Source organism: Arthrobacter sp. GMC3 (assembly GCF_002929305.1).
GTDB lineage: Bacteria > Actinomycetota > Actinomycetes > Actinomycetales > Micrococcaceae > Specibacter.
In genome coordinates this window covers 33,992-58,227 of sequence record NZ_PJIO01000008.1, presented here as the reverse complement: position 1 = coordinate 58,227, position 24,236 = coordinate 33,992, and the positions used below count along the sequence as shown (strand labels likewise).

The following is a 24,236-nucleotide window of genomic DNA, read 5'->3' as shown; positions in this document are numbered from 1 at the left end:
CACAACACGAAGGAATTGAATGACATGTCAATTGTTGAAAAGATTGAAATGAGCCGCAGAGCGTTTCGCCGTGACGGTGCTTTTGGGGTGGCCGGAAAGATAGCCCAACGCATGTCGTGGCAGTCAGAAGATTTGTTTGGTTGGCGCGAAAATAGTTTTCCACTCCTGTGGGATGATATTTGCCAATCGCAGGCCGTATCGGTGGGACACAGACAAGTCGATCCCTTTCAATCCAGAACCACGCCTCTGACGATTGGCTGGGTTTGTATGCCACCAAAAGCGGGCTCCGGAGGTCATACGACATTGTTTCGTATGGTTCAGGCCGCAGAAAAACGTGGTCACAGGTGCGTGATCTTCGTGTACGACAAAGACACGGAGAAGATCGACAGACACATTCATACGATCCGAACGTCTTGGCCTGATGTTAAAGCTGAGGTCCGCAGTGCGCGGCCGCGTATTGACGGTATTGACGTGGTTGTCGCCAGTTCCTGGGAATCTGCTCACGTCGTTGCTCGGCGAGCGGTCGAGTCGATCCCCAAGTATTATTTCATCCAAGATTATGAACCCTTCTTCCATGCACGGGGTCCTCTGTGGGAACTCGCGGAGGACACTTACAGGTTCGGATTCACGATGATTGCCTTGGGGGAAATGGTGGCATCGTGTTTGGCATCGTTCGCGAGTGTCAATGCGTCCGCTATTGTGCCCTTCGGCTGTGACACAGCTGTGTATTCGAATTCAGATTCTGAGAATCGCGTTCGAAATGGGGTCGTTTTTTATGCCAAAAAGCGCGACGATCGGCGCGGATACTGGCTTGCCAAACAGGCCTTGGAACTGTTCCACAAGGCGCATCCGGATCAGGAGATACATGTTGTGGGGGATACTCCGACCCGGTGGTCCGTCCCGGTAACGGCGCACGGTAGCGTCACTCCAGCCTCACTCTGCGCTCTTTACAACCGTTCTTTGGCTGGTTTGGCCCTTTCGTACACGAATGTCTCACTGGCCCCGGTTGAAATGCTCGCGGCGGGAGCGATCCCTGTCATAAACGATTCGCCTATGGCCCGATTGAGTTTGGCGACGTCCGGGCCGGTGTGGGTGCCGTCAACACCACAGGCGATCGCCGACGGTTTGTCAGCGGTAGTCGCGATGGATGAAGCCGAACTTGCCAAACGACGCAGCTATGCCGATAGTTTGCCTGGTTGGGGTGACACGGGGGATCAGGTTGTGGATGTTTTCGAACGGGGAAGCATTATTCAGGCGTCGGCGGCTGGAGCATAGGCCCATATGATTGGACCAAAATCCCACTAACGAGTGGCTCCTTGTCTTGGAGTTGATCCTTGTAGCCTGCCAGTCTGACGGGCTCGATGCCGGGTTTGACCCAATTGGTGTCACCCTTGGGTGTCTTGGGCCGGTTGTGTGAAAGCCTTCGGAGTTTTTGACGAGTGGACGGTATTCTGGCACGTCCGGTTCGGACGGTGGCCAAGCGGAAAAGAGCTTCGTGAGGGGCACCTCGCCGAGCGGCCGACCCTACTAACACTGTCGCGAGCCAGTTCCTGGGTGAGATCACTGTCAGTAGCCCGCCGATGCTGCCGTGCGCCAGCCCGAAGGCCGGCTCCCAGATCACCTCGCTTGCGGAACTTAACACTTTGTTCACTTCGCGGGTGAACATGGTCCACCACCAAACTGCGCAGTCCAATATCGGGCCAAGCTCATCCCCTCGGGCGGTAACGGTCGCACACTTCCGCGTAAGCCTCCGCAAGACGGCTCCGCGGAGCCGACATGATCAAGTCCCTCCCGGAGAACGCGGCGACAGCACCCCGGTGAATGTCCCTCACGTACGCATCTGAACGCCGAAGCGAGTAGAGAAACACCTTGTAGCGCAGGTACCTTGGCAGGCTGGCGAGTGCACGCGAGCCGGGCGGAAACACCTTCTGGGAGATGTATGCGTAGTTGAGCACATGGAAGAAGCCGTAATCAAAGCCATTGGCACGCTTGCCGGGTGCCACATTGTGGAACACTAAGGCCTGGGGGGCTGCTGCGATGAGCGATCCGGAGGCAAGTACCCGAAGGCCAAGGTCTTTGTCCTCGTGCGTGGCGTACCCTATGCGCGATCCCAACAGCCCATCGAACAGCAATGCGGACGCCACATTGGTGCGGAAGCTCATCAGATATCCGCCGATCGTCTCTACTATCGGGTAGCTCAGACCATCAGCTGTCGCATAAGGCGCCAACTCGGTAATCTTCTCCGTTCCGTAAAGGTTGAAGGGCTGTGGCACAAGGCGATTTTCAATTCGATTGCGCCATCGAAGGATTCGGACGTCGTCTTTTATTGATCGTTGGGCCGGGGGGCGGTCGAGGGGCGCACCGGCAGGGGGATACCTGCTCTCGGTGGCCGATACCGCGCCGAAGCGATGTTCCGCGTCGGCCTCGTAGACAGCCAAAAGCTCTGCGGCCGTGTCCGGATACCACAGAGAATCGTCGTCGGGGAAGGCGACGACCTGCTCGGTGACACGCGCCAACCCCTGGTTTCGTTGTGCTGACGAATTGGCCGCCTCGCCGTACACGATTTCGATCGGTATGTCTGACGTCGCCGCAAGCTGTTGACAATATGCTCGGACTGGCGGGTGGTCGTCGCTCCGGTCGACGACCACGATTCGGGAAGGTGGTCGAGTCTGCGCGAGAAACAGCGGAAGAGATGTATTCAGCATCGAGAGCCGGTTCCGTGTCGCCACGACGATCGCGTAGTTCAGCATTCAGATTCTCCTTGAGTGCACGAGAGGGGGGGGTATGAGGAATGCACGTTCCTCCTTGAAGAAGGGACTGGCGGTATAGAGGACGCAGAATCACGTTGCTCCTTTTCTCGGTTTCCTGCGGGACTTCTTAAGCCCCCAACCAACGAAATCGCCTTTGTAATTGCCCTGTGTTGGAATCGTAATTGGCAATACCAAGGGCGGACCCATGTCACCATTCGTCAACTTCCGGTCGGATCCATCAACCCGCATGTGATTGTCTGGACGTTGTGATGGGCGCGAGTTCTGCACTGGGTCCTGAACCTCGTGTTGGCCCGTGCCAACGCCACCCTTTTGGCTCGGAGGCGTCTCTACAAATGTCCATGACGTAGCTTCACCTGGCTTTTCCGTCTCGGGGCTGCCCTGACGGAGGCGTGCCATGGCCCCGATGATACCCAGTAGCAAGAAGAGAATCCCGGACGTGATGGGAAAAGCGAAACCGTCGAAAAACGCAAACATGACGCTGACGCCGCCGACTCCCGCGGCCAGGGCGAAGCCTTGTATTCTCCAAGCTGCATCAGTGGACTTTCGCGCAATGGACCATGCGCAAACCATTGCGGTGACAACTAGGGTCAATAATGCTAGGACGCCAAGAAACCCGCCATCGATGAAGAGAGTCAAATACTGATTGTCCATTACGAGCTCCCACGGCTGGAATGTCCCGAATCCCTGGCCAAAGAACGGATTCCGAAGGGCAATTAGGATCGCCGCGCTGCGGCTGTTTGTCCGTGACAGGGCACTTGGGTCGTCGTCTATCGACAAGAACATCCCGCGGACAGTACCCATGAGGCCGGGGACGGCAAAGGCCATTATTACGACCAGTACTATTCCTCCTGCGACGGCTCGCAAGCGATAGCGCTTAGGGACGCCTGGAGCGAAGAGCAGCAAGCTAACAAATACGCCGATTAGGGCGGAACGGGATACTGACAGAACCACTGCTATGGTAATGACCAGAGCTGGCCATGTACGGCGCCAAATCGACTTATGCTTGTCGGTGGCAATAAGTCCGAGTGCAAGCGGCAGGGTCGCGCACAGCATGGAAGCGTATTCAAGCGGATGTCGCGCCGTTCCCGCAGCCCTGGTGAAGTCACCACGTACCTGGACATTGCCGGTGTCGTCGCTAACAGCAAAACCCGGCAGCGAGATTGCGTCAACAAGAGATTGTTTGGTGATAAATTGTGCGATGCCAAGCAGCGCCATGAGGGCTCCTGCAACGGCCATTCTGCGTAAAAGTGTATGCAATCGGTCCCGACCACGGATTCCATCCATAGCCACCAAGGCAACCCCCGCCCAGCTGGCGAGGCGGAGAAGGCTACTGTCTGCCGTGGTTGCCGAATCTGTTGGAATTCCTCGCAGGTTTGCTATGGCATAACTAAGGGCCAACATTGACAGGAAGATGAGCAAGACAATTTTTACGGGATTGGCACGTCGCGTTATCGGAATCGTCAGCTGGGCCCGGTAAAAGGCCCACCAGATGATTCCAAACAATCCCCAAAGAACGGAGAGACGCCCAATCGAGCCAAGGGCTGGAATTGTCAAATTTGAGGGGATCGCAGTGAAGAGGAATAAATAAATCGTCAGGAATGTAACTGCGTCAAACCCCGGCTTCGTGCGGTCGGTTGCGTCGCTTTTTTCCCCGCCGGCTGAGGGTGTCATTAGCTGGCCACCATTCGAGTTTTTTTGGATTCATTAATGACCTGCCTCATCGGCTTGCGAGATCTTTTTGGCCAGCGTCGATCAATGAATTCAGCGATGATGGTTGACAGGCAAAATGCAACGGCGATTATGGTGACCTCGGCTTTAAGCTTGCCAGCACGCGTGGGTCCGAACGAATGAATGTCTATACTGGTCCGATCGAAGTCAGCTTTTATGAATGTTGCTGGACTAGCACCTATGTCTGATTGTATTTTACTCGTGAGATCTTGGATTCTTGTCGATATTTCATCTAATTTTGCCAAAACTTGATCGGGACTTGAGCTGATGATCTGGACAGTAATGACTGGGGTGCCGAAGGAGGGGCTCCATTGTGTGCCGCTGTCCGCAAGCCGGACCGATATGCCGTCGCGTATCCCATTGCCGAAAAGTGATGCTTTCGGAGCTGAAAGAGAATAGGTGGGAGTTTTGTCATTGAACTCCCTGACAACGATGTCAGCGAAATTCACCAACGATACTCTTGTCTCGTCAGCCATCCCGAAATTCACAGATGTTCCAGGTGAAACCATAATGAATTCGACCTGCGCCGTATATAACCGCACGTTCGTATTTAGCCCAAAGATTGCCGCAGTGGCACAGGTCAAAACCACGATAAACACATACCATCGTTTGGCGCAGAGCTGGATAAGCTTGTCTACGGTCATAGCACGTTCATTGGAGATTTGGCCTTGTTACTTGTTGCAGTTTCCACCTTTGGTTCGGAACTGGCGACAACATCGTGGAGAACCGCGACCTCGCTGACGAGCGTGACTTCCTTCTTTTTACGTCGGCGGGTGGGCGTGGGCGGCTTGTCGACAACGCCGTTTGTCTCGGTGTCGTGTTCAATGGCAAGCTCGTTTTTGCTCGCACGGCGCATTCGTTGTTGGCGACCGATGATCCATCCATCCACTAAGCCTGCCAGCCAAAGGGTACCAATCGATCCGGCACCGACCGCCGCAAGCAAGAGTTGGATCTTTGTTTTGGTCTTGGGCGTGGCAACTTTATCTACAACGAGTTCTTGCCCGTGAACACGATTGATGTCCTTGACCGAGGCCTCGTCCTGCATGATGGACAATGTTGCGTCCACTGACTTTAATGCGGCGTCGAGTATCAGTAATGATTGCGCTTCCGTCGACGCGTTGGCTGTCACCATAAGGATGGGGGAACTAGTGGTGCCATCGGCTGCAACGGTATAACTAGCCCCAGGGAACCGATTCAACAGAGGTGCCGTTACTTCCGGGGCGCTCGCCCGGCGAACAAGAACGTCTACGGCCTGGTTCATTCCGCTGAGAAACAGATAGGGATTCCCCTCGGCACCCACAGTGAATTTTGGTGGCATAATGAGAATGCTGCCTTTAGATTCGTAGGTTGTGGGAACTCTTGTGTTGACCATATAGGCCAGTCCTACCGTCAATAGTATTCCCAAAAGGACAACGTACCAACGTCTTCCAATACTCTTAAGCGTTTCACCAATGTGCACGACTCATTCCTCCGATTCCATATTTTCCTGAGACCAAGGTAGATTCTTGGAACGAGAAATAAACTTGCGAGTCTTGGCAGAGACAGCTGAAATTTGGTTCTTCGCTGCATCAAAACCACTTTTGCCTAGGACTTGCATCATGAGCGACTTGGTAGCGTGGCGAACGGCCGACTTGGCTGCCCTTGCGGGAACTAGTAGACCGTTCTCAATTGCGACAACAGGAAGTGCGGGGTCTGGCAACGATGCCAGGGCTGTGGGAAACAAGTCGGCATAATTGGACGGGCTGCACAGAAGCCCGTGCACCCTGTTGCTGACGTTGCGGTCATGAACTAGTTGGAGCCACGCCGGATCACCGGCGAGTTCCTTGACTGGCATAGATAGTTCCAGCCGATTGTGCCAGTCAGCCCATGCCGTAACCGGCGATTCCCACCCCTCAGCGACCGAACAGAATGCGTTTCGACCATCGGACCGCAGGTAAGTGCGCGAATCTCGGAGGATGACACCTCGAGTCAGATAGACAGCCGTTCGCGTGGCAGATCCTATCGAAGCCTGAAGTCGCTCCGCGAAGTCGACGGAAAGTCCGTCGTCATTGTCAAGGTTGGTCGTCAACAGCACCTCACCGCGACTGTCTGTGATCCGACGGAGGTCAGCGACTAGATCGTCGCGGTGGACAGATGTGCGGAAAACGGCAGTAAATTTATACGCTTGCCTTGCCAACTGAACCCAGTCCATGAACCATTGTGGGCTGTCTGGATCGAAATAAATCAACCAATGAAAAGATTGCACCCTCTGGGCGCCCATGGATGGGGCACAAAACCGTTCAAAAAGTGCGATACGGTCCTTCAGCCAACCTTCCTGCGCTCTGATCAGGCCTTCTCGCCCAGGTGTTGGAACATTAAATCTCGTGATGAAAACGTGGTCGATTTGTGGCTTGCTCATTTGTGTTCGCCTGTCGTTGTCCGGCTCGAAACGTCGCGTCCCCCCGCGCAAAACGTTGCCGCTTGACGTCGGCTACGCGCGACGAGTGCAGGCGAAAAAAAAGGGGCTGTGTCGAGGCCGTCAAATGGCCAACGCTCCAAAGAGGCCTGGACATCAGGAGTTCGTTCCGATGTGCTGGCGCTGCTGCCGGGCCGTAGCCCACGCGTCCCGCTGCGAGTGTTGGTGTGGTGCATGCCAACCTGCCCCTGGTACATCGACCATTTGAGTTCTGGAAGTTCCGCTTCGACAAAAGGGAAATCTGCGCGTGGTCGCTGAATATGTAACACCACCTTCGCTGACGGAACCATTTGCCCCCTGAAAGTATCTGGGTGGAAAACCCAATCTTTCGCTTCGCGGAGTCGCGGTGAGGCGGCTTCAAGCGCTTTCTCAAGTGAGCCCGTTAAGTTGTCGGCCGGGCGTTCCAATATGTCCTCCTCTCCACCAAGTCCAAACGGCGTTCCTTGAATGCTCCCAATGATTTCGCGTGTATTCCTGCACGGTTTCAGAAGGTTATTAGTGCATTTCTCCGCCAAGTGATTGGTGAGGTGGCTAGATCCCAGATCGCTTAAATGGGCTCGAACGTCAGGCTCAGCGTTTCCTTGCATCGTGGAATTCGGCAAAAGGCAATTCTCCTGCGCGGAAACGGCGTAGATTGCATACGGGAGGGACCTACCGGGAAACTGCAGGAGTTCGAACACCGTACGAGCAAATTTGGCAGGCCTTTTTCGACGAACCTGGGGCGCGCGGCCTGTATCTGGGTGCTGGGCGGCCGAGACCCTTGTATTGTCATGGAAATCCGCTTTCCTATCGTTTGACACCATTCGCTCAATCATTAGTTTCCCCATCGTCTGATCAAACCAGCGGACGCACTCCGTGAAGCCGGATAATGCATCTGGACGGGGTCCCAGCCGACCATACGTAGAGCAGACTAATTGAGCGAGCAAAAGGCTGAGACCTGTCACGTCACACTCTATGATCACCGACAGTGTGTCGATAGAGTAGTCGACTACTTCATTTTTGACGACAGTACTTGTGTTCGGTCATTTTGGTACTTGGACCGGTGGCGTGACGGTGGCCCCGAGGCGCTGACTCCAAGGAATGGCTCAGTGTGCGGTGGCTCGGTTCGTTGGGTGCCGTCGGCGGCATCCAGGGTCGTCTTTTCTCGGCGTCCGTGAATTGCCAGTGAACCATGCCTGGCTTGGTAGGCCGGATGCAATGCTGCCCCGGCACCCTTCGGACATCCGGCATAAAACCATCGATACAAAAACCTGACCCGCGATTCCGAACACTAGGCCCCCAAATATTGCGCCTAGACGGGGCCGCCCGGCCTAGTTGGAAATGAGTGGCGAGCGACTATGCTGGCGGACTGTCGGCTGCTCTCATCGCGGTCCCATCCACCATCAACTGTCATCGACGTTCTTTTTCGAGTTTTCCCCGATGCAGCCATGAATGCGTAAATGCCTGCATCAAGAAATTGCCGCGGCCCATTGACGCTCGTCAAGAGTCCAACCAAGCTCGAATTGTCCTTTTTGGGTGCGTCGATTTCCTCATTTCCTTTGTAAACACGGCGAAGCGTTCGATGAAGTTCGCGTCTCGTCTGCGGCGTTCGCACCACGACTGGCGGTGTGTCCAAGATCGTCTTTTCCTCTGCCGTAAACAATGAGTCAATGTAGGCGTCGTCGGCGGTGACGTCTGGGAATCGCCCAAAACGGCGGTGTCCTTCTTCGCTGACCGCGTAGGCCCCCGCACCCCAGAGGTGCCTGGACATTTCTGGAATGCGCATCCGGGCCCGATAGTAGGCTTGCACGAGGGGATCCGCACCGCTGGTGTCGTAGCGGAATGCTGGGCGGGCAGCCAGTTCGCCTGGCCCACGCAAATGATCAAAAACTTCGGCTAGCGCCTCTGCCGTCACCTCAATATCTGCGTCGAGATAGAGCCTTGGCCAGCGTGAACATACGCCGTCGGCGGCATTCAGGGCTGCCGTTTTGGACGGTTCGGGGAGGTCTAACACCGTGACCCCTGGGAACTGTGCAGCTATGGCGGCGGTGTCATCCGAGCAGCCGTTGCAGGCCACGATGACTTCGATGGTGCCCGACGCTGCCAGCGCAGCGAGGGGTTGCAGAGTCCTGGCAATAACCGCGGCCTCGTTGTGCGCCGGAATGATCACGGCGCCGGGCGGAAAGTAGAGTGTCGGCCCGGAAGATGGCTGTTGCTGGCGCCCCGGCCCAGAAACAGCATGGGGGAGTCTTGACCAGGGCAGTAGACCCGCGAGTGCCAAAAAAGCGCGGCGGTTTCCAGGCTTGTGGATGCGGGCCAATTCCCCAGCGGTCGCAATGATCCGAAAGGCACCGGCATACGCCTTGGAATGGTGCGCTGCGGCATAGCGGACACGGTTGACGGCCATCAGCGCCACCAAATTCGGTGATTCGCCTGACCCTCCGCGGCTATGAACCATGCGCGCGGCAGGCTCAAACCAAATGGTACGCCCGGTTTGGCGAACTCTGCGGAAGAAATCGGTTTCTTCCGAGTACAGGAAGTACGCTTCATCCCATTCACCAACGTCGGCAAGAGCTTGCCCGGAGATCAACAAGGCCGCTCCGGTGGCCCAGTCAACCGTGTGCGGAAAATGGTAGCTTTCAGCGTTGTAGTCAATTTCTGAGAGCCAGTCCGGCCGCCCTGACAGCCGCTTGCCCATGACGGCGTCGCCTGCGGCCTTCATGGTGCTTGGTTCACGCCGTAGAGAGGGATATGTGGTGCCATCGTCGTCCAGGAGTTTGGGCACAACAATGCCCGCCCCGGACTTCGCAAGCCGCTGGCGAAGTGTTGAAATCGCGCCCGGGATGATGCGCAAGTCCGGGTTCAGAACCAACACGTCGTGGTAGTCCCCGGCATTGCGCAATGCCGCATTGATTCCGCCGGCATAACCTAAATTCCCGCCGGTCTGGACCAAAACGACGTCGGCATGGGCCGCGACGCGTTCCAGGGTCCCGTCCGTTGATCCGTTGTCGGCCACGACGACCTTGAGACTTTGGGCGCTGGCCTCTGTACGCAGACACTGAACTAGGGGATCGATGTCCTCGGCGTTGTTGTAGGTGACGAGTACCACTGTCACCTCCGCCAGGAGGGCTGGCGGGACAAATGCGTCTGTGCTTGGTTCAGGTGCAAGCGGGGCTGCATGGGCGTAATCTAACTGGGTGGGGACCAAAATCCCAGAAGCTAGCTGTACCGCCACCTGATCCGACGAGGCCAAGGATTCACATAGGCTGCTATGCCTGTTCATGCGCACATACGCCTCCGGACCCTGGACAAGATACCTTTTTGCCAGTCGGCGTGGCTCCAAGGCCAGACGCCATGCCCATTCCATGCCAGCATTGGCGACGGGCTGCGGTGCCCGCTTAATCCGGCCAGCGAGAAAGTCAACCACAGCTCCAAAAGCGAGCATGACCGGGGCTCCGGTCAAGGCACCGTATTGGGCTATCCAGAGTTCTTGCCGGGGTTTCCCCAAGCCCACCACCAAAATGTCTGTCGCGGACTTCGCCACCTCCCTGGCCAGCCGTTCGGACGTGTCCGGGGTAGTAAGTTCGGCCCGGGTGGGGGTCCACCATCCGGAGACCTGAAGTGCCGGCCTGCTTTCCTGCAGCTGCAGCTTAAGCATCTGGTGCGTATGTGCGGAGCCGCCGAGAAATCCGACCCTCAATCCCTGGGCTTCTGCCTCGTCGAGAAGTGGGTGGATGAGGTCGCTGCCTGCCAGACGGGGCCACGCCTGCCCCGTCAAAGCTGTGGCCTTGGCACGCAGGGGTGCTCCGTCCAGCAAGGTTAGCCAGTCGATGCTGGATTCTGTTTCCATGGTGCCGCGCCATCGGCTGCCCGTCCCGAAATGCATAACGTGGTCAAGGTTCGCGGACACCACAGCCAAGGGGTTCTTATGTCGACGTCCAGTGGCCGAAATGATCTCCGCGATAGCTTCATCGAATCCCCGGAGGTCAACACTGGCTCCGCCGAGAATAGCGCGAACGGGGAATCTGTGGATCGGACTGTCAGAGATGACATCTTCACTGTTCCATACCAGGGCGGGGTCCCATGTATCTTGCCAGCTATTCACGGTGACGTCACCAAACTGCCATGGATGTAGACATGCATGTCAAACCCCCCGTTCGATTTTCCCCATAGAAAGTGGGCAGCATTGCTCACACCGAACCCCAATGATCAACCGTGTTCGAGGAGTCCCCTGAGTGGCTCGGATGATCCCGAGTCTACGGAGTGGTGGAGCTGCACCACTAGAGTGGTGAACTACCCGAAATTACAAGCGAGTACTTGGATTTGAGGTCGGGAATACTCAATTGCAGGTGGAAAGTAGTGTTCCTACCTGAAGGCGGCCTCGCGAACAATGTATTCGGCGATGGCCATGGAGGATGTGGCGCCGGGGGAGGGGGCGTTGCGGACGTGCAGCATGCGCCGGCTTCCGGTGATGACAAAGTCGTCCACCAGGCTGCCGTCGCCGTTCATAGCCTGGGCCCGGATCCCGCGGCTTCCAGGCACGACGTCGGCAACTTGAAGTTCCGGGACATAAGCCCGGGCCGCCTCAATGAAGGCCTTTCGGCTGACCACTGTGCGGCCCTCCCTAAAGGCCGCGGGGATGTTGCCTGCCGCGAAACGCCAGAAGCCGCCAAAGCCGGCCACCTCGGCAAGATCCCGCGGTACCACTTGCAAGCCCTTGTAGGCTTCACGGCCGCCGGCCAGGAACGCATTGGGGCCCACCATGATTTCCCCGTCGATCCGCTTAGTCAGGTGCACGCCCAGAAACGGGTACTTGGGATCCGGCACGGGATAAATGAGGCCGTTGACCAACGCCCGCCGTTCCGGGCGCAGCAGGAAGTACGCGCCAAAGAATGGCACGATCCGCGGATTTTCCGAATCTCCGGAGGCCTTGGCCAGCCGGTCCGACTGCAGCCCCGAACAGTTGATCACCAGATCAAAGGAGTCTGCCACACCATTGGCGGTCACTGTGGCCGCCGTGCCCGAATCGTCCACGGCAGAGACCAAGTGTCCGAGCAGGAGCGTGCCGCCAGCTTCCATGAAGTCCTGGGCTAGGGCGTTCGTTACGGCGCGGTAGTCGGTGATGGCCGTGGTGGGGGAGTGCAGTGCGGCAATGCCGCGGGCATGTGGTTCAATGGCCGCCAACTCACCGGCGTCGACCATCTTCACCCCCGGCACCCCATTTGCCACGGCACGCCCAAAGATGGTCCGCAGGCGTCCCAATTCGGCGTCGTCGCGAGCCACCACCACCTTGCCACATTCCTCATAGGGGAGGTTGCGGCGCTGAGCCAGTTCCCGAAGCAGACCCACCCCGCGCCGGCACAGTGTGGCCTTGAGCCCGCCGGGTTCGTAATACAGCCCGGCATGGACCACCCCGCTGTTTCGACCTGTCTGGTGGGCGGCCAGCTCGTTTTCTTTTTCATACAAGGTGACCGACGACGCGGTGCCAGAGTGCAACAGTTCTCTGGCAACTGCCACGCCGATGATTCCGCCACCTACGACGGCGGCCCGCACCGCCCGCACTAGATCTTGCCTGGGTGCTGGGCAGGGAAGCCCGGGGCAGGAACTGGGGCAAGGGCTGCGCAGCCGGGTCTTATTTCCTCTGCCGGTCTCACCTGAAAATTACAGTGAGCCGTGACATAGTGGAAAAAGTTGGAGCCAATAATGCCGGGGCCGCCGGTAACCAATATTCTCGCCATGGCCCCAGCGTAGCGCCAAGAGGCCCATGGAACGGGCAGGGGGCGCGCAGTTCAGATAAAGGACCGAAATGGATCAATCGTTCACACGACGACAGGTGCTGGTAGGTGTCGGAGCGCTGCTGGCGCTGAGCGGATGCTCCCGTGAACCTGGATCTGTGAACTACTCGGTGAAGGATGTCACGGCCACCAAGCCTTTCTATATTGCGCATCGCGGTTCCGGAGACAATTGGACCGAACACACCGCCGTCTCATATTCCCAAGCTGTGTCTCACGGTCTAAACGCAATTGAGGTCTCCGTGCATGCAACATCTGACGGAGTATTGGTCTGTCATCACGATCCAAGCACCCTGCGTATGACGGGGACTGGCCTCACGATCGCAGACGTAACGTTTGCCGAACTTCAGACGCTTCGAAACGACGCCCGCCAGTGGCTGGGTCCGGCGGCACCCTTGCTGCCCATCCCACGGCTCAAGGATGTATTGGATGCGCATGCCGCAACCCACATCATCTTTATTGAAGACAAGACCGGCAAAAACCTTGTCCCGATCACAGACCTCATGAAGACCTACCCTAAGCCGACCGACCACTTCATCTGGAAGCAGCCCGCGAATTCTGCAAGCTATCTTAAAGCCCGGGCCATGGGATTTAAGACCTGGGGGTATTTCACCCCCGAGTTTTTTGGAACATTCGACAGGTACGCAAAAAATTTTGACATGGTGGGGATCTACTCCTCGGCCACGGACGCGCAAGTAACCGCGCTGGTATCACACGGGAAACCTGTGATCTGCTGGGAAGTTCACAACCGGTCTACCCGAGATCGAATGGTGCGACTCGGGGTGCAGATAATGATGTGCTCAAATGTCGAATACGTCATGAGCGATCGCCCACTCAATACGAGCGACACGTTTTCAACGGGACTTAGGGCATCTGGCGACCTGCCCTGGACATTCGATCGAGCCTGGTCCGTTCAGCCAACCCTTCAGCCCGAAACGGCTTCAATCCGCATCGACGATGCAGATACCGCCAGCTACTCGATGGGCTCAATGGGGCCCATCAGCGAAGCCTCGTACAGCATTCACTGTGCCTTTAGATGGCCCGACCCAGGTTTTCTCCCGACCCAACACGTTGGGATGGCCTTTGGGCAGGAAAACGATTCGCCATACCGCGTTCAGAAGACAAGTGATGTAGGTGGATATCACCTCACGGTAAGTCCATCAGGGGAACTGGCGCTTTATCGGCGTGCGCCAGGAGAAATTGATGGCACCCAATTGGCGTCCATATCTACCACGCCGGTCCAGCCCGGAATTTGGACGGAACTGTCGGTGGCCGTGGCTAGTTCCGGCATAACCTTTTCCCGCACCGACGGGAACTTCCAACAAGGGTTCGCACCGGACGCTACATACCGGGGTGGCTATTTTTCCCTCGGCAAGAACTATCCAGGGGGGCCACCTGTGGAGTTCAAGTCTGTGAATGTTAGCTAGCCTCACCCACACCGGATGGTGAGGCCAGTGCTGTCTCTGTCCCGGAAGCGTGGGTAAGCCAAACCTGAGATGCCCTGCCCGCGTATCAATGCAACAATTAGGTGAGGCGGATATGACCTATTCGGTTGTTTCCCAAGCTGGTCGAGCAACGGCCTGCTGCGCTAACTGAGGAGCACAATTTTGGTGACAGGATCCGCTGAGCAGTTCCACCTCTTTCCCCTGACGGATACGGAAGTACTCCGTATCCGCAACGACTTCCCCATTTTGGATCAGGATGTCAACGGCCAGCAACTGGTGTATCTGGATTCGGGTGCCACTTCGCAAAAGCCCATTAGCGTGATGGAAGCCGAACAGGAATTCTACGAACAACGCAATTCGGCCGTGCATCGCGGAGCCCACACCTTGGCGGTTGCCGCCACCGATGTCTTCGAAGACGCGCGCGCAACAGTTGCAGCCTTCGTCGGTGCGCAGGAAAATGAGCTCATCTGGACGGCCAACGCCACTGCCGGGCTGAACCTGATCGCCTATTCCTTTGGCAATGCAAGTGTCGGCGAGGTCGCCCCCGAAGCCCGGAAGTTCGCCGTCGGGCCTGGCGATGAATTGCTCGTGACAGAGATGGAGCACCACGCCAACCTGATCCCGTGGCAGGAACTATGCCGCCGCACCGGGGCCACCTTGAAGTTTGTCCCTGTCTTGGATGACGGAACCCTCGACATGGAGGCCGCGGCGGCGCTGTTTACCAGCCGCACCAAGGTTTTTTCCTTCACACATGTCTCCAACGTCACCGGCGTCATCAACCCCGTGCTGGAGCTGACACGTATGGCTCACGACGTCGGCGCGCTGGTGGTGCTCGACGCCTGCCAGTCAGCGCCGCATCTAGTTTTGGATGTCAAGGCGTTGGACGTCGACTTTGCCGTGTTCTCCGGGCACAAGATGCTGGCCCCCACAGGGATCGGCGCCGTCTACGGCCGAGCCGAACTACTTGATGCCATGCCACCGTTCTTGACGGGCGGTTCCATGATCACCACCGTCACCATGGAAAAAGCTGGCTACCTTCCCGCACCGCAGCGATTTGAGGCCGGCACCCAAGCAATCTCGCAGGCCGCCGCGTTCGCCGCCGCGGTCAACTATCTCAGCGAAACTGGCATGGGACGCATCCACGAATGGGAAGCAGCCCTGGGCCAACGCCTCGTGGCCGGGCTTGAAGCTATCCCCGGTATCAGGGTGCTGGGTCCTGCTGCTGGTGTACCCCGTGCGGGGCTCGCAGCTTTTGAGGTGGAAGGGGTACACGCGCACGACGTCGGACAGTACCTTGACGCCGCCGGAATTGCCGTTCGCGTGGGTCACCATTGCGCCCAACCTCTGCACCGCAGGCTTGGACTAAACGCCTCCACACGCGCCAGCACCTATTTGTATAACACCACGGAGGAGGTGGATGCGTTCTTGGCAGCTGTGGCAGGAGTGCGCCCCTACTTCGGAATTACGGGAGCATAAAAGACCATGAGTGCCTTAGATTCGCTGTATCAACAAATCATTCTGGAGCATGCCAAAACCCGAACGGGTGCCGACCTGGCCGATGACCAGCTACAAGGACTTCACCTGCCCACCGGTGTAGGTCAATGTCACCAGCTCAACCCGGTTTGCGGCGATGAGATCACTCTGCGGGTTCTGACCACAGGTGGGGCCGCGCCCACCGTGTCGGAAGTTCACTGGGCAGGTGACGGTTGTTCGATCTCCATGGCGTCCGCCTCAATCCTCACGGAGTTGATTGTGGGACTCGGTGTTGAGGAGGTACATGGCCTGATCGCGAACTTCCGTGAAGTAATGCGCTCACGCGGGAAACTTGACGCTGACGAGGAAATCCTCGGCGACGCTGCAGCCCTCTCCGGGGTGTCAAAGTTCCCGGCCAGGGTCAAATGCGCCATGCTCGCTTGGGTGGCTGCGGAGGATGCGCTCAACCAGACGCGCTAGTCCGGGAGCTCTCGCAGAGGAACGCGCAGGAGTGGCTTAGGCCGGACTACCCGGAACAAGCACACCCCCAACGCACCAAGGAGGGCCCCTGATGTGTTGGCGACGATGTCCCTCCAGTCAGCAACACGCTCTGGCAGAAGAAAGCCTTGCGTCAACTCAATAAGGCTGGAAAGTGCTGCACCCGCTGGGACTGCAACCCACCAAAAACGATGTGCCAAGGGTACCGCCACAATGATCCCAAAAGGGACAAACATGACAATGTTGGCGGTAAACTCCACCGTTGTGAAAGTGGAAATCCAGTGGGGGATGCTCAATGAGCGCAACCATCTAAGGAAATCGGTGAGGTTGCCGTCAAAAGGCCGGTCAACCGGCGTCGGCCACAACACGACTGCAGCCAACGCGACAAAGTAAAGTACGGCAACGATGATGCCAAGGCGGTGTCTGCTGATGCTCACGCCACTCAGTCTAGGACCGACAAAGGCAGAAATGGGAGCACCTGCCAGATTTAGACAAACTCAACCTCTGCTTTGGGACCCGCAACCATGGTCGTGTCGAAGTCATCGGATGCCGCGGCTCAGTCCTCGGTTCTCTCGAAGACATCCGGGATGCCGTCACCGTCACCGTCGAGGGACTCCAACTCGGCAAGTTTGCGATAGTGCCGGTTCCTGCTGCGAAGCACCACCGCGGCAAGCAGGGCCGCGATGAGCGAGCCGGCCAAGATGGCCACCTTCGCATGGCTGTAGTGCGGGCTGTCATCACCGAAGCTGAGCTCGCTGATCAGCAACGACACCGTAAACCCGACCCCGGCAAGCAACGCCAGACCTGCGACGTCGATCCAGGCAAGACCGTCGTCGAGCTTGGCCTTGGTGGTTTTGGTGACAAGCCAGGTGGCACCGAAAACGCCAACGAACTTGCCTAGAACCAGGGCCACGACAATACCGATTGCCACAGTGTCGGTGAAAGCGGATTTGAGACCGGCCACCCCGCCGAGGGCAACGCCTGCGGAGAAGAACGCGAAGAGCGGCACAGCGATCCCGGCGGAAACGGGCCGGGTGAGGTGTTCAAAGTGCTCGGCGAGGCCAGGTCCGGCGTCGGGCCCGCCGTTCTTGGCTGAGCGGATGACAGGCACGGCGAAGCCGAGCAGGACGCCGGCCACCGTGGCGTGGACCCCTGAGGCATGGACAAGCGCCCACGTGGCAAAGGCCAATGGGAGCAGGAAATACCAGGCGTGGATGCGTTTTTGGACCAACCAGGTGAACGCCAGAAGCGGCAGGGCGGCAAGGGCCAGGAAGCCAAAGTGCATCTCGCCCGGGTAAAAGACGGCGATGATGGCGATGGCGATCAGGTCATCCACCACGGCCAAGGTCAGCAGGAATGTGCGCAGTGCACTGGGCAGGTGCGTGCTGATGACGGCAAGGACGGCCAGGGCGAAGGCGATGTCGGTGGCGGTCGGGATGGCCCAGCCCTTGAGGATTTCGGGCCCGGCGGTGAAGTTGATGACCACAAAGAAAAGCGCCGGGAGAATCACCCCACCCACGGCCGCGGTGATGGGGACGACGGCGCGGGCCGGGTTGCGCAGATCCCCTGCGACGAACTCTCGCTTGAGTTCAAGTCCTGCAACAAAGAAAAAGATGGCCAACAGGCCATCCGATGCCCAGCCGCCCAAGCTGAGGTTCAAGTGCCAGGCCTCCGGGCCAATGCGGAAATCGCGCAGGGCGAAGTAGCTTTCGGCGATAGGGGAGTTGGCCCAGACCAGGGCGACGACGGTGGCGGCGAGAAGGAGTGCGCCGCCGACAGTTTCAGAGCGCAGAATTTCGCTGATACGTACGGATTCGCTATACGTGCCGCGGGTGAAGATCTTCCGGGGTGAGGGGAGAGTCATTGGCTTTAGCCTACTTAGACGATGAGGTGGATTTATGAAATCCAACGGGGTCGACAATTACATTGCCGACCAGACTTCCCGGCGCACCTAACCTACACTCTACAGTGCGACCATGACCATGCGAGCCGAAAGCGCGGCGGGCTTTGACATTCGCATCATTTCTTGCCCGTTGCTAGGCCGCATTGACATAGGAGGCCGTCAATTGGCACGTTGTTTGGTTCCCGCACAGTTGCAATGCCGGCAACTTCTTGGCGGCTGCCCCAGCGCGTCCGCACTCAAGTAGTTGGATCAGATCGCCAGCCAATTCGCCCAGCCTTGCAGCTCCGACCATCATGCTGGAACTACGCAAGCTAAGTGCGGCATCCATGGCGGCTTCCTGGTGACCGGTGGTGACGGCGTCGTGGATCCGGCTGAAGCGTTGCGGCCACATTTCAACATAACGACACACAAAGTTTCGGCAAAGCGCCCGCTCCCCATCAAGTGATTCTTCAAGAGAGTGCAGTGTCGCTGTGCAAACCAGTGGCAACGTAGTCACGACCATGTCCTTTGGATGCCCCCTGCCTGTTCGATGACGCTGCAATAAACCCTGTTCTGGTTATCAACAATAACGCTCATAAGAGTTGTTTTTGAGATGTTTTTCCTGAAATCTCATCAACTTCAGAGAACCTTAGGCAAACAGCCGGATTCAGCACCTATTCCCTAACCTTTTGGATAGTGAATTGCTGGAAGTGAGCACAATCTTGAGCAGATCTTGAGCCTTTGCTTGATCTTTGCCGCGTCTTTGGACGGTGCCGGAATCTTGCGTTTTTCTTCTGTGAATCTTCCGGATTCTTGGTGCTGTTTCTTAAGTCGTGGGCGGCAAAGTTGTTCTCACCAGCAGGAACGCCTGCTGGGAAGAACTTGAACAAGGGGTCTCACGATGAACAAGATGGTCAAAGGCGCAATTGCAACCGGTGTAGGCGTTATCCTTCTGGCCGGTGGTGGCGGAACATTGGCTACCTGGAACCAGGCAAATACTGCCTCCATGGGTTCGGTAGTAGCCGGTGACCTGAATTTGGCCGCTGGTGCAGGTGTCTGGACCAACGCTGCCGGCACCGCGATTCCCAAGATTGCCGACTACAAGGTTGTTCCGGGGGACACCTTGACGTACACGCAGCCGCTGACCGTCACACTGACGGGTAACTTGATGACCGCGAAGCTGGCCGTCACAGGAGCATCCGCCGCCAGCGGTTTTGGTGACAACGCCGTCGTTTCCGCCACCACCTTGACTAACAGCAAGAACGGCAAGGTCTTGGCCGACACCGTGTTGGTTCCCGCCGACAGTGGTGTTGTTACCGCGTCGACGACGTTCACCTTCAAAAAATCAACGACGTCAACGGACGCGACAAAAGCCACCGTAGACCTCAGCGGAATCGGCTACAAGCTCGAGCAGCAGGCCCCCGTCAGCAGCAACAACCAGTAGCACCTACTTTGTAGACCCCGGAGGTGGGCCAGACACGCTCTGGCCCACCACCACCCCACCCAACGGAAGCAGCCATGCAAAGCACCCGCGCACTCAAAGCAACCGGCCTGGTGCTGGTTGCCGTGCTGTTGGGTCTGCTGACCGTTCAGGGAAGCTATGCGCTGTGGAACAAGTCGGCAAGTACAAATGCCGGGACGGTCCAGGCGGCGGAATTCCGTGTCAGCCTCACCGACACCATCACCAACCAGGCCACTGATATGACCCTGGACGATGGGACCGCCGCAAGTTTCTCACTCAGCACAACACCGAGTGGAGTGGTGGTTCCCGGCCAAAGCAGCTACGCCGGAGTCCAACTGGGCAATGCAACAAATGCCGGGGGGGAGTTCACCATTAGGGCCAGCACAGGTGCCCCCGTGGTGGGAGGCAATACCGGATCTCCGCTGGCACCGTACCTAAGCGTCAAAGTAGTGGCTGCATCGTCGCTGTCACAGTGCTCGCAGGCTGCGCTCTACGCCACTGCCCCAAGCAACGGAACAGGAACGCTGGACATCGCCAAAGCTGCAACCGGAGTGCTGTGCTTTCAAATCAGCCTGGCTGCGACCATGCCAGCCAGCCTCACCGGGCAGAGCACCCGGATTGCCGTGCCCATCATCGTCAACCAACTCTAAGAGGGAACACCGTGCCTGTTATCACTGAAGCCAACGCCCCTGCAGAGACCAGCAATGCGGTCATTGCCCAGTCGCAACGCCCCGGCGGAATCGTTCGCAAGATGGGCCGAGCAGTGTCGTATCTGCTGTTGCTCGTTGCGGCCTTCGGTGCGCTAGTCATGGTGGTTGTTCCCCTGGCGACCGGATCGCAAACCTACACGGTGCTGACCAATTCCATGGCTCCGAAATACGCGCCTGGCTCCTTCCTGGTGGTCAGGCCCACTCCTTTCGACAACCTTCGCGTCGGTGACGTGGTCACGTACCAGATCGAGTCCGGCAAGCCGGCCGTCATCTCGCACCGAATCATTGCCGTGGGAGTCAACCAGGAGGGCGAACGAACCCTCACCACCAAGGGTGATAACAACTCGCTTGCGGATGCGGCACCCGTCAAAGAAGTGCAGGTCAAAGGCAAGCTGCTTTATGCGATTCCGTATGTTGGCTTCGCAGCCCACGCCGCTGGCCAGGAACGGGGGGCGTTGCTGCCCATCATTGCCGTGGGCTTCCTCGGATTTGGTGCGCTGACCATGGTCACCGGGACATTGGAGAAGAAGCGTTCACGGACCAAGGCCCGGCACGCCCTATGACCAACGGCACTCCCCGATCGTGGTCCACGGTCCGGGGTTCCTTGGCACGTCTGGCTATGGCCCTGACGGCGGCCACCGCCGTAACGGCAATGCTCCTTGCGGCGCCAGCGTCGGCCAATGAGGAGACCGGCACACTTCTGGAGCTGAGCGGCGACGGCGTCCACTACAGCACGGGCCTGGTGGCGGGAATCCTCGGAGACACCAGCGGTTTTGTTCCCGGAGAGTCACGGCACGGCACGATCTGGGTTCGCAATGCCAGCGGCGGCGCTACCGTGCTATCGGTGGGTGTTGGGAATACGGACCGGATAGACAGCGCAGTCTTGCCGGCGTACTTGCAGTTGCAAGCCCACTCCGGCCATCGCAGTACGAATCTGGGCGCTCTGCCCGGGCCCGGTGCCTGCAGCCCATTCGTTGAAGATTGGGCGCTGGCGCCAGGCGAAACCCTCCGCCTTGACCTGGGCCTCACCCTGGTACTGCAGGCCCCCAACGCGACCCGGAATCAGAAATCCAACTTTGATTTGGTATTCCTGTTGCAAGGGGACGACGGCGGACAGACCGTCAATGCCTGCGGAGCTGGCACGGGGTCACTTCCGGCGGACGTTTCTGCCAGCTTCGCACCCATCACCGGCGGGACGGCGGGAGCTCCCGCCGTCGGGAACGTGATTGCAGGCTCGGCTGGCGACTCCGTATCCCCTGACGATCCGGGCAACCTTGAGCAAGGGCCCCGGGACCAGGCTGGCCCGGAGCGGGAATGGTCCGTTGCTCCATTGCTGCAAAGTAATGTGGAAGCCAATGACCGCAGCCCGTGGCCGTGGCTATTGATACTCAGCGCAGGCACCTACATGGTGATCTCACTTAGGAGACGGACTCGATGAGCCCTCAAGAACCGCAGGAACGCAAAAGCCTGCCGAACGGGCCGGTCGGGCGTTGGCTTCGACGTCTGCGGCAGATGCCCGGCTTCACCGTAGCCGCGGCCGCTTTTGTCTTGGTGGTGACCATGGGCGCCGGTGGTGTTGCGATGGCAAATTGGAACCAAAGCGCCACGGCAACCATCGACATCACGGCGGGGGCGGCCCCGGCTCCAAGCCCCACGCCAACACCCACGCCAACACCTACGCCGCCGCCCGCCGATGGGCGGAACATTGTGGCTAATCCGGTCATTGCGACCCGGCCTTCGAAATTGAATGCGGAGAATGTTAGCTGTGGTGCCCTGGGCAGTTCTGGCCAGTTTAGGTTCGACTGGGATAGGGACCCGGCCAACGGCATCAGCTACGTGGTGTCATTGAGCAGCAGTGACTCCGGGTACGGAACCCCGCAGACGCAAACGGTCACCAAAAATACGGTCACCTTCAGGTTTGACAGGACACCCGCAGCCTACGGGAACTACATCATCCGGATTCAGCCAATGAATGGCACGGTGGCAGGGGACCCCGTCTACCGGACCTTCAAACACTCGGAACAACTGACGGCCAACTGCTTCTTCGCCAGTGGCGATGGACAGTCTCCACTCGGCGCGTTCGCGTTCAGTACGGCGCCGGTGGCTCCCGCCCCCAACGACAACATTCTCATCCTTAACTGGGCTGCAGCCCCCAAAGCCACAAGCTATGTGGTGAGCATAAAATCCAAGACCTCCAGCTACGGGGCGGAGTTCACCACGAGTACCTTGGGTGCCACCCTCGTCTTCCCGCCGAGGGTGAGAAACGAATGGGGAAATGTCACCAACTCCGGAGATTACTTCGGTCAATACCTATTGCGCGTCATACCGATGAACGGGGGCCAAGCTGGCGACCCCATTTACAAGGTTGTCCAGTACCAGGCCAATGACTTCACGATTTGGGACACCACAGCCCCCTGACGGACCAGGAACTTGAATTTAGACTCACTAACGAGACGAACCACACTTTTGATGCTGCCGAAGATGCCATACTGGGGGTATATGCGGGGCCTCGGGATCCGAATTGATCCCAGCCCGCTGGCGTTTTGTTGGTCTTAGTAAATTTAGTGAGGTAAAAGTGGACAATTCTCGTGTGGCGGTCATCATCGAAGATGACCAGGATATTCGGGAACTTGTCAGCGTCATCTTGAACCAGTCGGGTTTTGACGTCCACACCGCCAGTAGCGGCGCCGAAGGGGTGGAGGCTGTCAAGGCCAACAACCCGGCCATCGTGACGCTTGATCTGGGCTTGCCGGACATAGATGGGTTCGAGGTGGCCCGGAGAATCAGGCTATTCAGTGATGCCTACATCATCATGCTGACGGGCCGCGCCGATGAGATGGACACGTTATTGGGCCTGGAAACCGGTGCCGATGACTACCTGACCAAGCCTTTTCGCCCACGTGAGCTGCGAGCCAGAATAAGCGCCATGATGCGACGGCCCAGAATAACTGCTGACGCGTCCCACACGCCGGACACAGTCAAGATTGTGCCGGTGCCGCTGCCATCTTTGCGCACGCCGTCCTTGCAAACGCTGGTCGAGCCGCCAGTTCCGGCCGCAGCCAGCACTGATGCCGCCCCTAGCCCGCAGAATTATGACGGCCTGATCTTTGACAGCGGGCACCGCAGCGCCAAAGTGGACGGCAACGAGCTGGAACTTACCCGCAGCGAGTTTGATCTGCTGCACGCACTCATCGACAGCGGCAGGCAGGTACGCACCAAATCAGATTTGGTGCGCCGGCTCCGGGGCGAGGAATACGACGTCGGCTCATTCATTAGCGATAGCGATGAACGGACCATTGAGGTGCATATGGCTAATCTGCGTCGCAAAATGGGGGACAACCCGCGGAACCCGCGCTGGATCAAGACCGTCCGGGGTGTGGGCTACCGCTTGGTTCACTAAGCGACTTGTTATGCGCTACGTTCGCAATGACCGTGGCGCAGAACAGTGTTATGCGCCACGCTCGCAGCGACCGTGGCGCATAACAGGACGATGGTGTCAGGCCGCGTGGCTGTCCAGCCATTCCTGAGCAAGTGTTGCCTGCAGGTTCAGGGCCTTGCCAATGACGGGCTCGGCGGCGTTGGCGATCTTCGCGCCCAGGAACGGGATGGAAGATTTGACCTCGCCCGTCAGTTCCACGAGGGTGCCATCGGCTGTTGCGGTCAACTTTTGGGTGGCGGCAACATCCAAGGGGGCCCCGGCAACCGTGAGCTTGATGGTGTTGCTGCGTGAACCGTCGGCCGCCGGGGCACTCCACTGCTCCAGCTGGGTGACAGTCAGGGTGGCCCCAACAACCTTCCTGGCGATTTCGGGCATCCGGGTGGTGGGCAGGGTGCGCACCGTCTTGGTGGAGAACGCACCGGTGGTGGGCCCGCTGATCTCGAACGACTTCAGCTCTCCACCGACAGTGGTGCTGACGTGCTTGATGAATTCCTCATTGGCGAAGACATCGGTGACTCGCTGTGCGTTGGCGGACAGGGTGGTTGATGCGGTGAGTGCCATGATTCCTTACAGATTGGGGAGGTGGGGGCTAGACAATAGGA

21 protein-coding genes are annotated in these 24,236 nt (G+C 58.2%); 10 read left to right on the top strand and 11 right to left on the bottom strand.

Going from position 1 to position 24,236, the window contains the following annotated elements; translation table 11 throughout:
- The first annotated feature begins 24 nt into the window (after positions 1 to 24).
- A complete protein-coding gene (locus CXQ94_RS13780; RefSeq protein ID WP_104091152.1) occupies positions 25 to 1,275 on the top strand; it encodes a glycosyltransferase family 1 protein in 1,251 nt (416 codons plus the stop codon).
- Positions 1,276 to 1,706: 431 nt separating this feature from the next.
- Here the strand turns inward: CXQ94_RS13780 and CXQ94_RS13775 are convergent, their stop codons facing one another.
- The 7 genes from CXQ94_RS13775 to lhgO all read right to left on the bottom strand — a co-directional run bounded on the left by CXQ94_RS13775 (position 1,707) and on the right by lhgO (position 12,495).
- Positions 1,707 to 2,750, bottom strand: coding sequence for a glycosyltransferase family 2 protein (locus tag CXQ94_RS13775; RefSeq protein ID WP_104091151.1), 1,044 nt, complete (start codon positions 2,748 to 2,750; stop codon positions 1,707 to 1,709).
- Positions 2,751 to 2,840: 90 nt separating this feature from the next.
- Positions 2,841 to 4,442: an O-antigen ligase gene (locus CXQ94_RS13770; protein WP_104091150.1), complete on the bottom strand. Its 1,602-nt coding sequence runs from the start codon at positions 4,440 to 4,442 to the stop codon at positions 2,841 to 2,843.
- Complete coding sequence (locus CXQ94_RS13765; protein ID WP_104091149.1) at positions 4,442 to 5,143, bottom strand: hypothetical protein; 702 nt, start codon at positions 5,141 to 5,143, stop codon at positions 4,442 to 4,444. Before CXQ94_RS13765 ends, CXQ94_RS13770 begins: the two co-directional genes overlap by 1 nt.
- Entirely contained in the window at positions 5,140 to 5,958 is an 819-nt protein-coding gene (locus tag CXQ94_RS13760; RefSeq protein WP_146070315.1) for a hypothetical protein, read from the bottom strand. Before CXQ94_RS13760 ends, CXQ94_RS13765 begins: the two co-directional genes overlap by 4 nt.
- 3 nt (positions 5,959 to 5,961) lie before the next feature.
- Positions 5,962 to 6,897 (bottom strand): glycosyltransferase, encoded by a 936-nt coding sequence (locus CXQ94_RS13755; RefSeq protein ID WP_104091147.1) that lies wholly within the window; start codon positions 6,895 to 6,897, stop codon positions 5,962 to 5,964.
- Positions 6,898 to 8,245: 1,348 nt separating this feature from the next.
- Positions 8,246 to 11,038, bottom strand: a complete 2,793-nt coding sequence (locus CXQ94_RS13750; protein WP_146070314.1) for a WecB/TagA/CpsF family glycosyltransferase — start codon at positions 11,036 to 11,038, stop codon at positions 8,246 to 8,248.
- 260 nt (positions 11,039 to 11,298) lie between these two features.
- Complete coding sequence (gene lhgO / locus CXQ94_RS13745) at positions 11,299 to 12,495, bottom strand: L-2-hydroxyglutarate oxidase (protein WP_104091145.1); 1,197 nt, start codon at positions 12,493 to 12,495, stop codon at positions 11,299 to 11,301.
- Positions 12,496 to 12,739: 244 nt separating this feature from the next.
- Here lhgO and CXQ94_RS13740 point away from each other — a divergent pair, with 244 nt between their 5' ends.
- The 3 genes from CXQ94_RS13740 (at position 12,740) to sufU (ending at position 16,123) form a co-directional block, all read left to right on the top strand.
- On the top strand, positions 12,740 to 14,152 hold the full coding sequence (locus tag CXQ94_RS13740; protein WP_104091144.1) for a glycerophosphodiester phosphodiesterase family protein: 1,413 nt from the start codon (positions 12,740 to 12,742) through the stop codon (positions 14,150 to 14,152).
- Between the two features lie 183 nt (positions 14,153 to 14,335).
- The gene (locus CXQ94_RS13735; protein ID WP_258067081.1) at positions 14,336 to 15,646 is read left to right on the top strand and encodes a SufS family cysteine desulfurase; all 1,311 of its coding nucleotides are present in this window, start codon (positions 14,336 to 14,338) and stop codon (positions 15,644 to 15,646) included.
- A 6-nt stretch (positions 15,647 to 15,652) separates the two neighbouring features.
- Complete coding sequence (gene sufU / locus CXQ94_RS13730) at positions 15,653 to 16,123, top strand: Fe-S cluster assembly sulfur transfer protein SufU (RefSeq protein WP_104091143.1); 471 nt, start codon at positions 15,653 to 15,655, stop codon at positions 16,121 to 16,123.
- On the opposite strand, the gene CXQ94_RS13725 is transcribed toward sufU, so the two are convergent.
- The 3 genes from CXQ94_RS13725 to CXQ94_RS13715 all read right to left on the bottom strand — a co-directional run bounded on the left by CXQ94_RS13725 (position 16,120) and on the right by CXQ94_RS13715 (position 18,540).
- Complete coding sequence (locus tag CXQ94_RS13725) at positions 16,120 to 16,578, bottom strand: VanZ family protein (RefSeq protein ID WP_181034222.1); 459 nt, start codon at positions 16,576 to 16,578, stop codon at positions 16,120 to 16,122. The two genes, sufU and CXQ94_RS13725, sit on opposite strands and share 4 nt — an antisense overlap.
- A 119-nt stretch (positions 16,579 to 16,697) precedes the next feature.
- Positions 16,698 to 18,005 (bottom strand): Na+/H+ antiporter NhaA, encoded by a 1,308-nt coding sequence (gene nhaA / locus CXQ94_RS13720; protein WP_104091141.1) that lies wholly within the window; start codon positions 18,003 to 18,005, stop codon positions 16,698 to 16,700.
- A gap of 172 nt (positions 18,006 to 18,177) precedes the next feature.
- Positions 18,178 to 18,540: an Hpt domain-containing protein gene (locus CXQ94_RS13715; protein ID WP_181034221.1), complete on the bottom strand. Its 363-nt coding sequence runs from the start codon at positions 18,538 to 18,540 to the stop codon at positions 18,178 to 18,180.
- Between the two features lie 384 nt (positions 18,541 to 18,924).
- On the opposite strand from CXQ94_RS13715, the gene CXQ94_RS13710 reads away from it, so the two are divergent.
- From CXQ94_RS13710 to CXQ94_RS13685, 6 genes are all read left to right on the top strand, one after another.
- The gene (locus CXQ94_RS13710; protein WP_104091139.1) at positions 18,925 to 19,467 is read left to right on the top strand and encodes an alternate-type signal peptide domain-containing protein; all 543 of its coding nucleotides are present in this window, start codon (positions 18,925 to 18,927) and stop codon (positions 19,465 to 19,467) included.
- A gap of 74 nt (positions 19,468 to 19,541) precedes the next feature.
- Positions 19,542 to 20,135: a hypothetical protein gene (locus CXQ94_RS13705; RefSeq protein ID WP_104091138.1), complete on the top strand. Its 594-nt coding sequence runs from the start codon at positions 19,542 to 19,544 to the stop codon at positions 20,133 to 20,135.
- An 11-nt stretch (positions 20,136 to 20,146) separates the two neighbouring features.
- On the top strand, positions 20,147 to 20,758 hold the full coding sequence (locus tag CXQ94_RS13700) for a signal peptidase I (RefSeq protein WP_258067080.1): 612 nt from the start codon (positions 20,147 to 20,149) through the stop codon (positions 20,756 to 20,758).
- Positions 20,755 to 21,633, top strand: coding sequence for a hypothetical protein (locus CXQ94_RS13695; RefSeq protein WP_104091137.1), 879 nt, complete (start codon positions 20,755 to 20,757; stop codon positions 21,631 to 21,633). The genes CXQ94_RS13700 and CXQ94_RS13695 overlap by 4 nt, the downstream gene beginning before the upstream one ends.
- Positions 21,630 to 22,613, top strand: a complete 984-nt coding sequence (locus tag CXQ94_RS13690) for a hypothetical protein (protein WP_104091136.1) — start codon at positions 21,630 to 21,632, stop codon at positions 22,611 to 22,613. The genes CXQ94_RS13695 and CXQ94_RS13690 overlap by 4 nt, the downstream gene beginning before the upstream one ends.
- Positions 22,614 to 22,770: 157 nt before the next feature.
- A complete protein-coding gene (locus CXQ94_RS13685) occupies positions 22,771 to 23,595 on the top strand; it encodes a response regulator transcription factor (RefSeq protein ID WP_181034220.1) in 825 nt (274 codons plus the stop codon).
- Positions 23,596 to 23,691: 96 nt separating this feature from the next.
- On the opposite strand, the gene CXQ94_RS13680 is transcribed toward CXQ94_RS13685, so the two are convergent.
- Positions 23,692 to 24,195, bottom strand: coding sequence for a DUF2505 domain-containing protein (locus CXQ94_RS13680; RefSeq protein ID WP_104091134.1), 504 nt, complete (start codon positions 24,193 to 24,195; stop codon positions 23,692 to 23,694).
- Between the last annotated feature and the right edge of the window lie 41 nt (positions 24,196 to 24,236).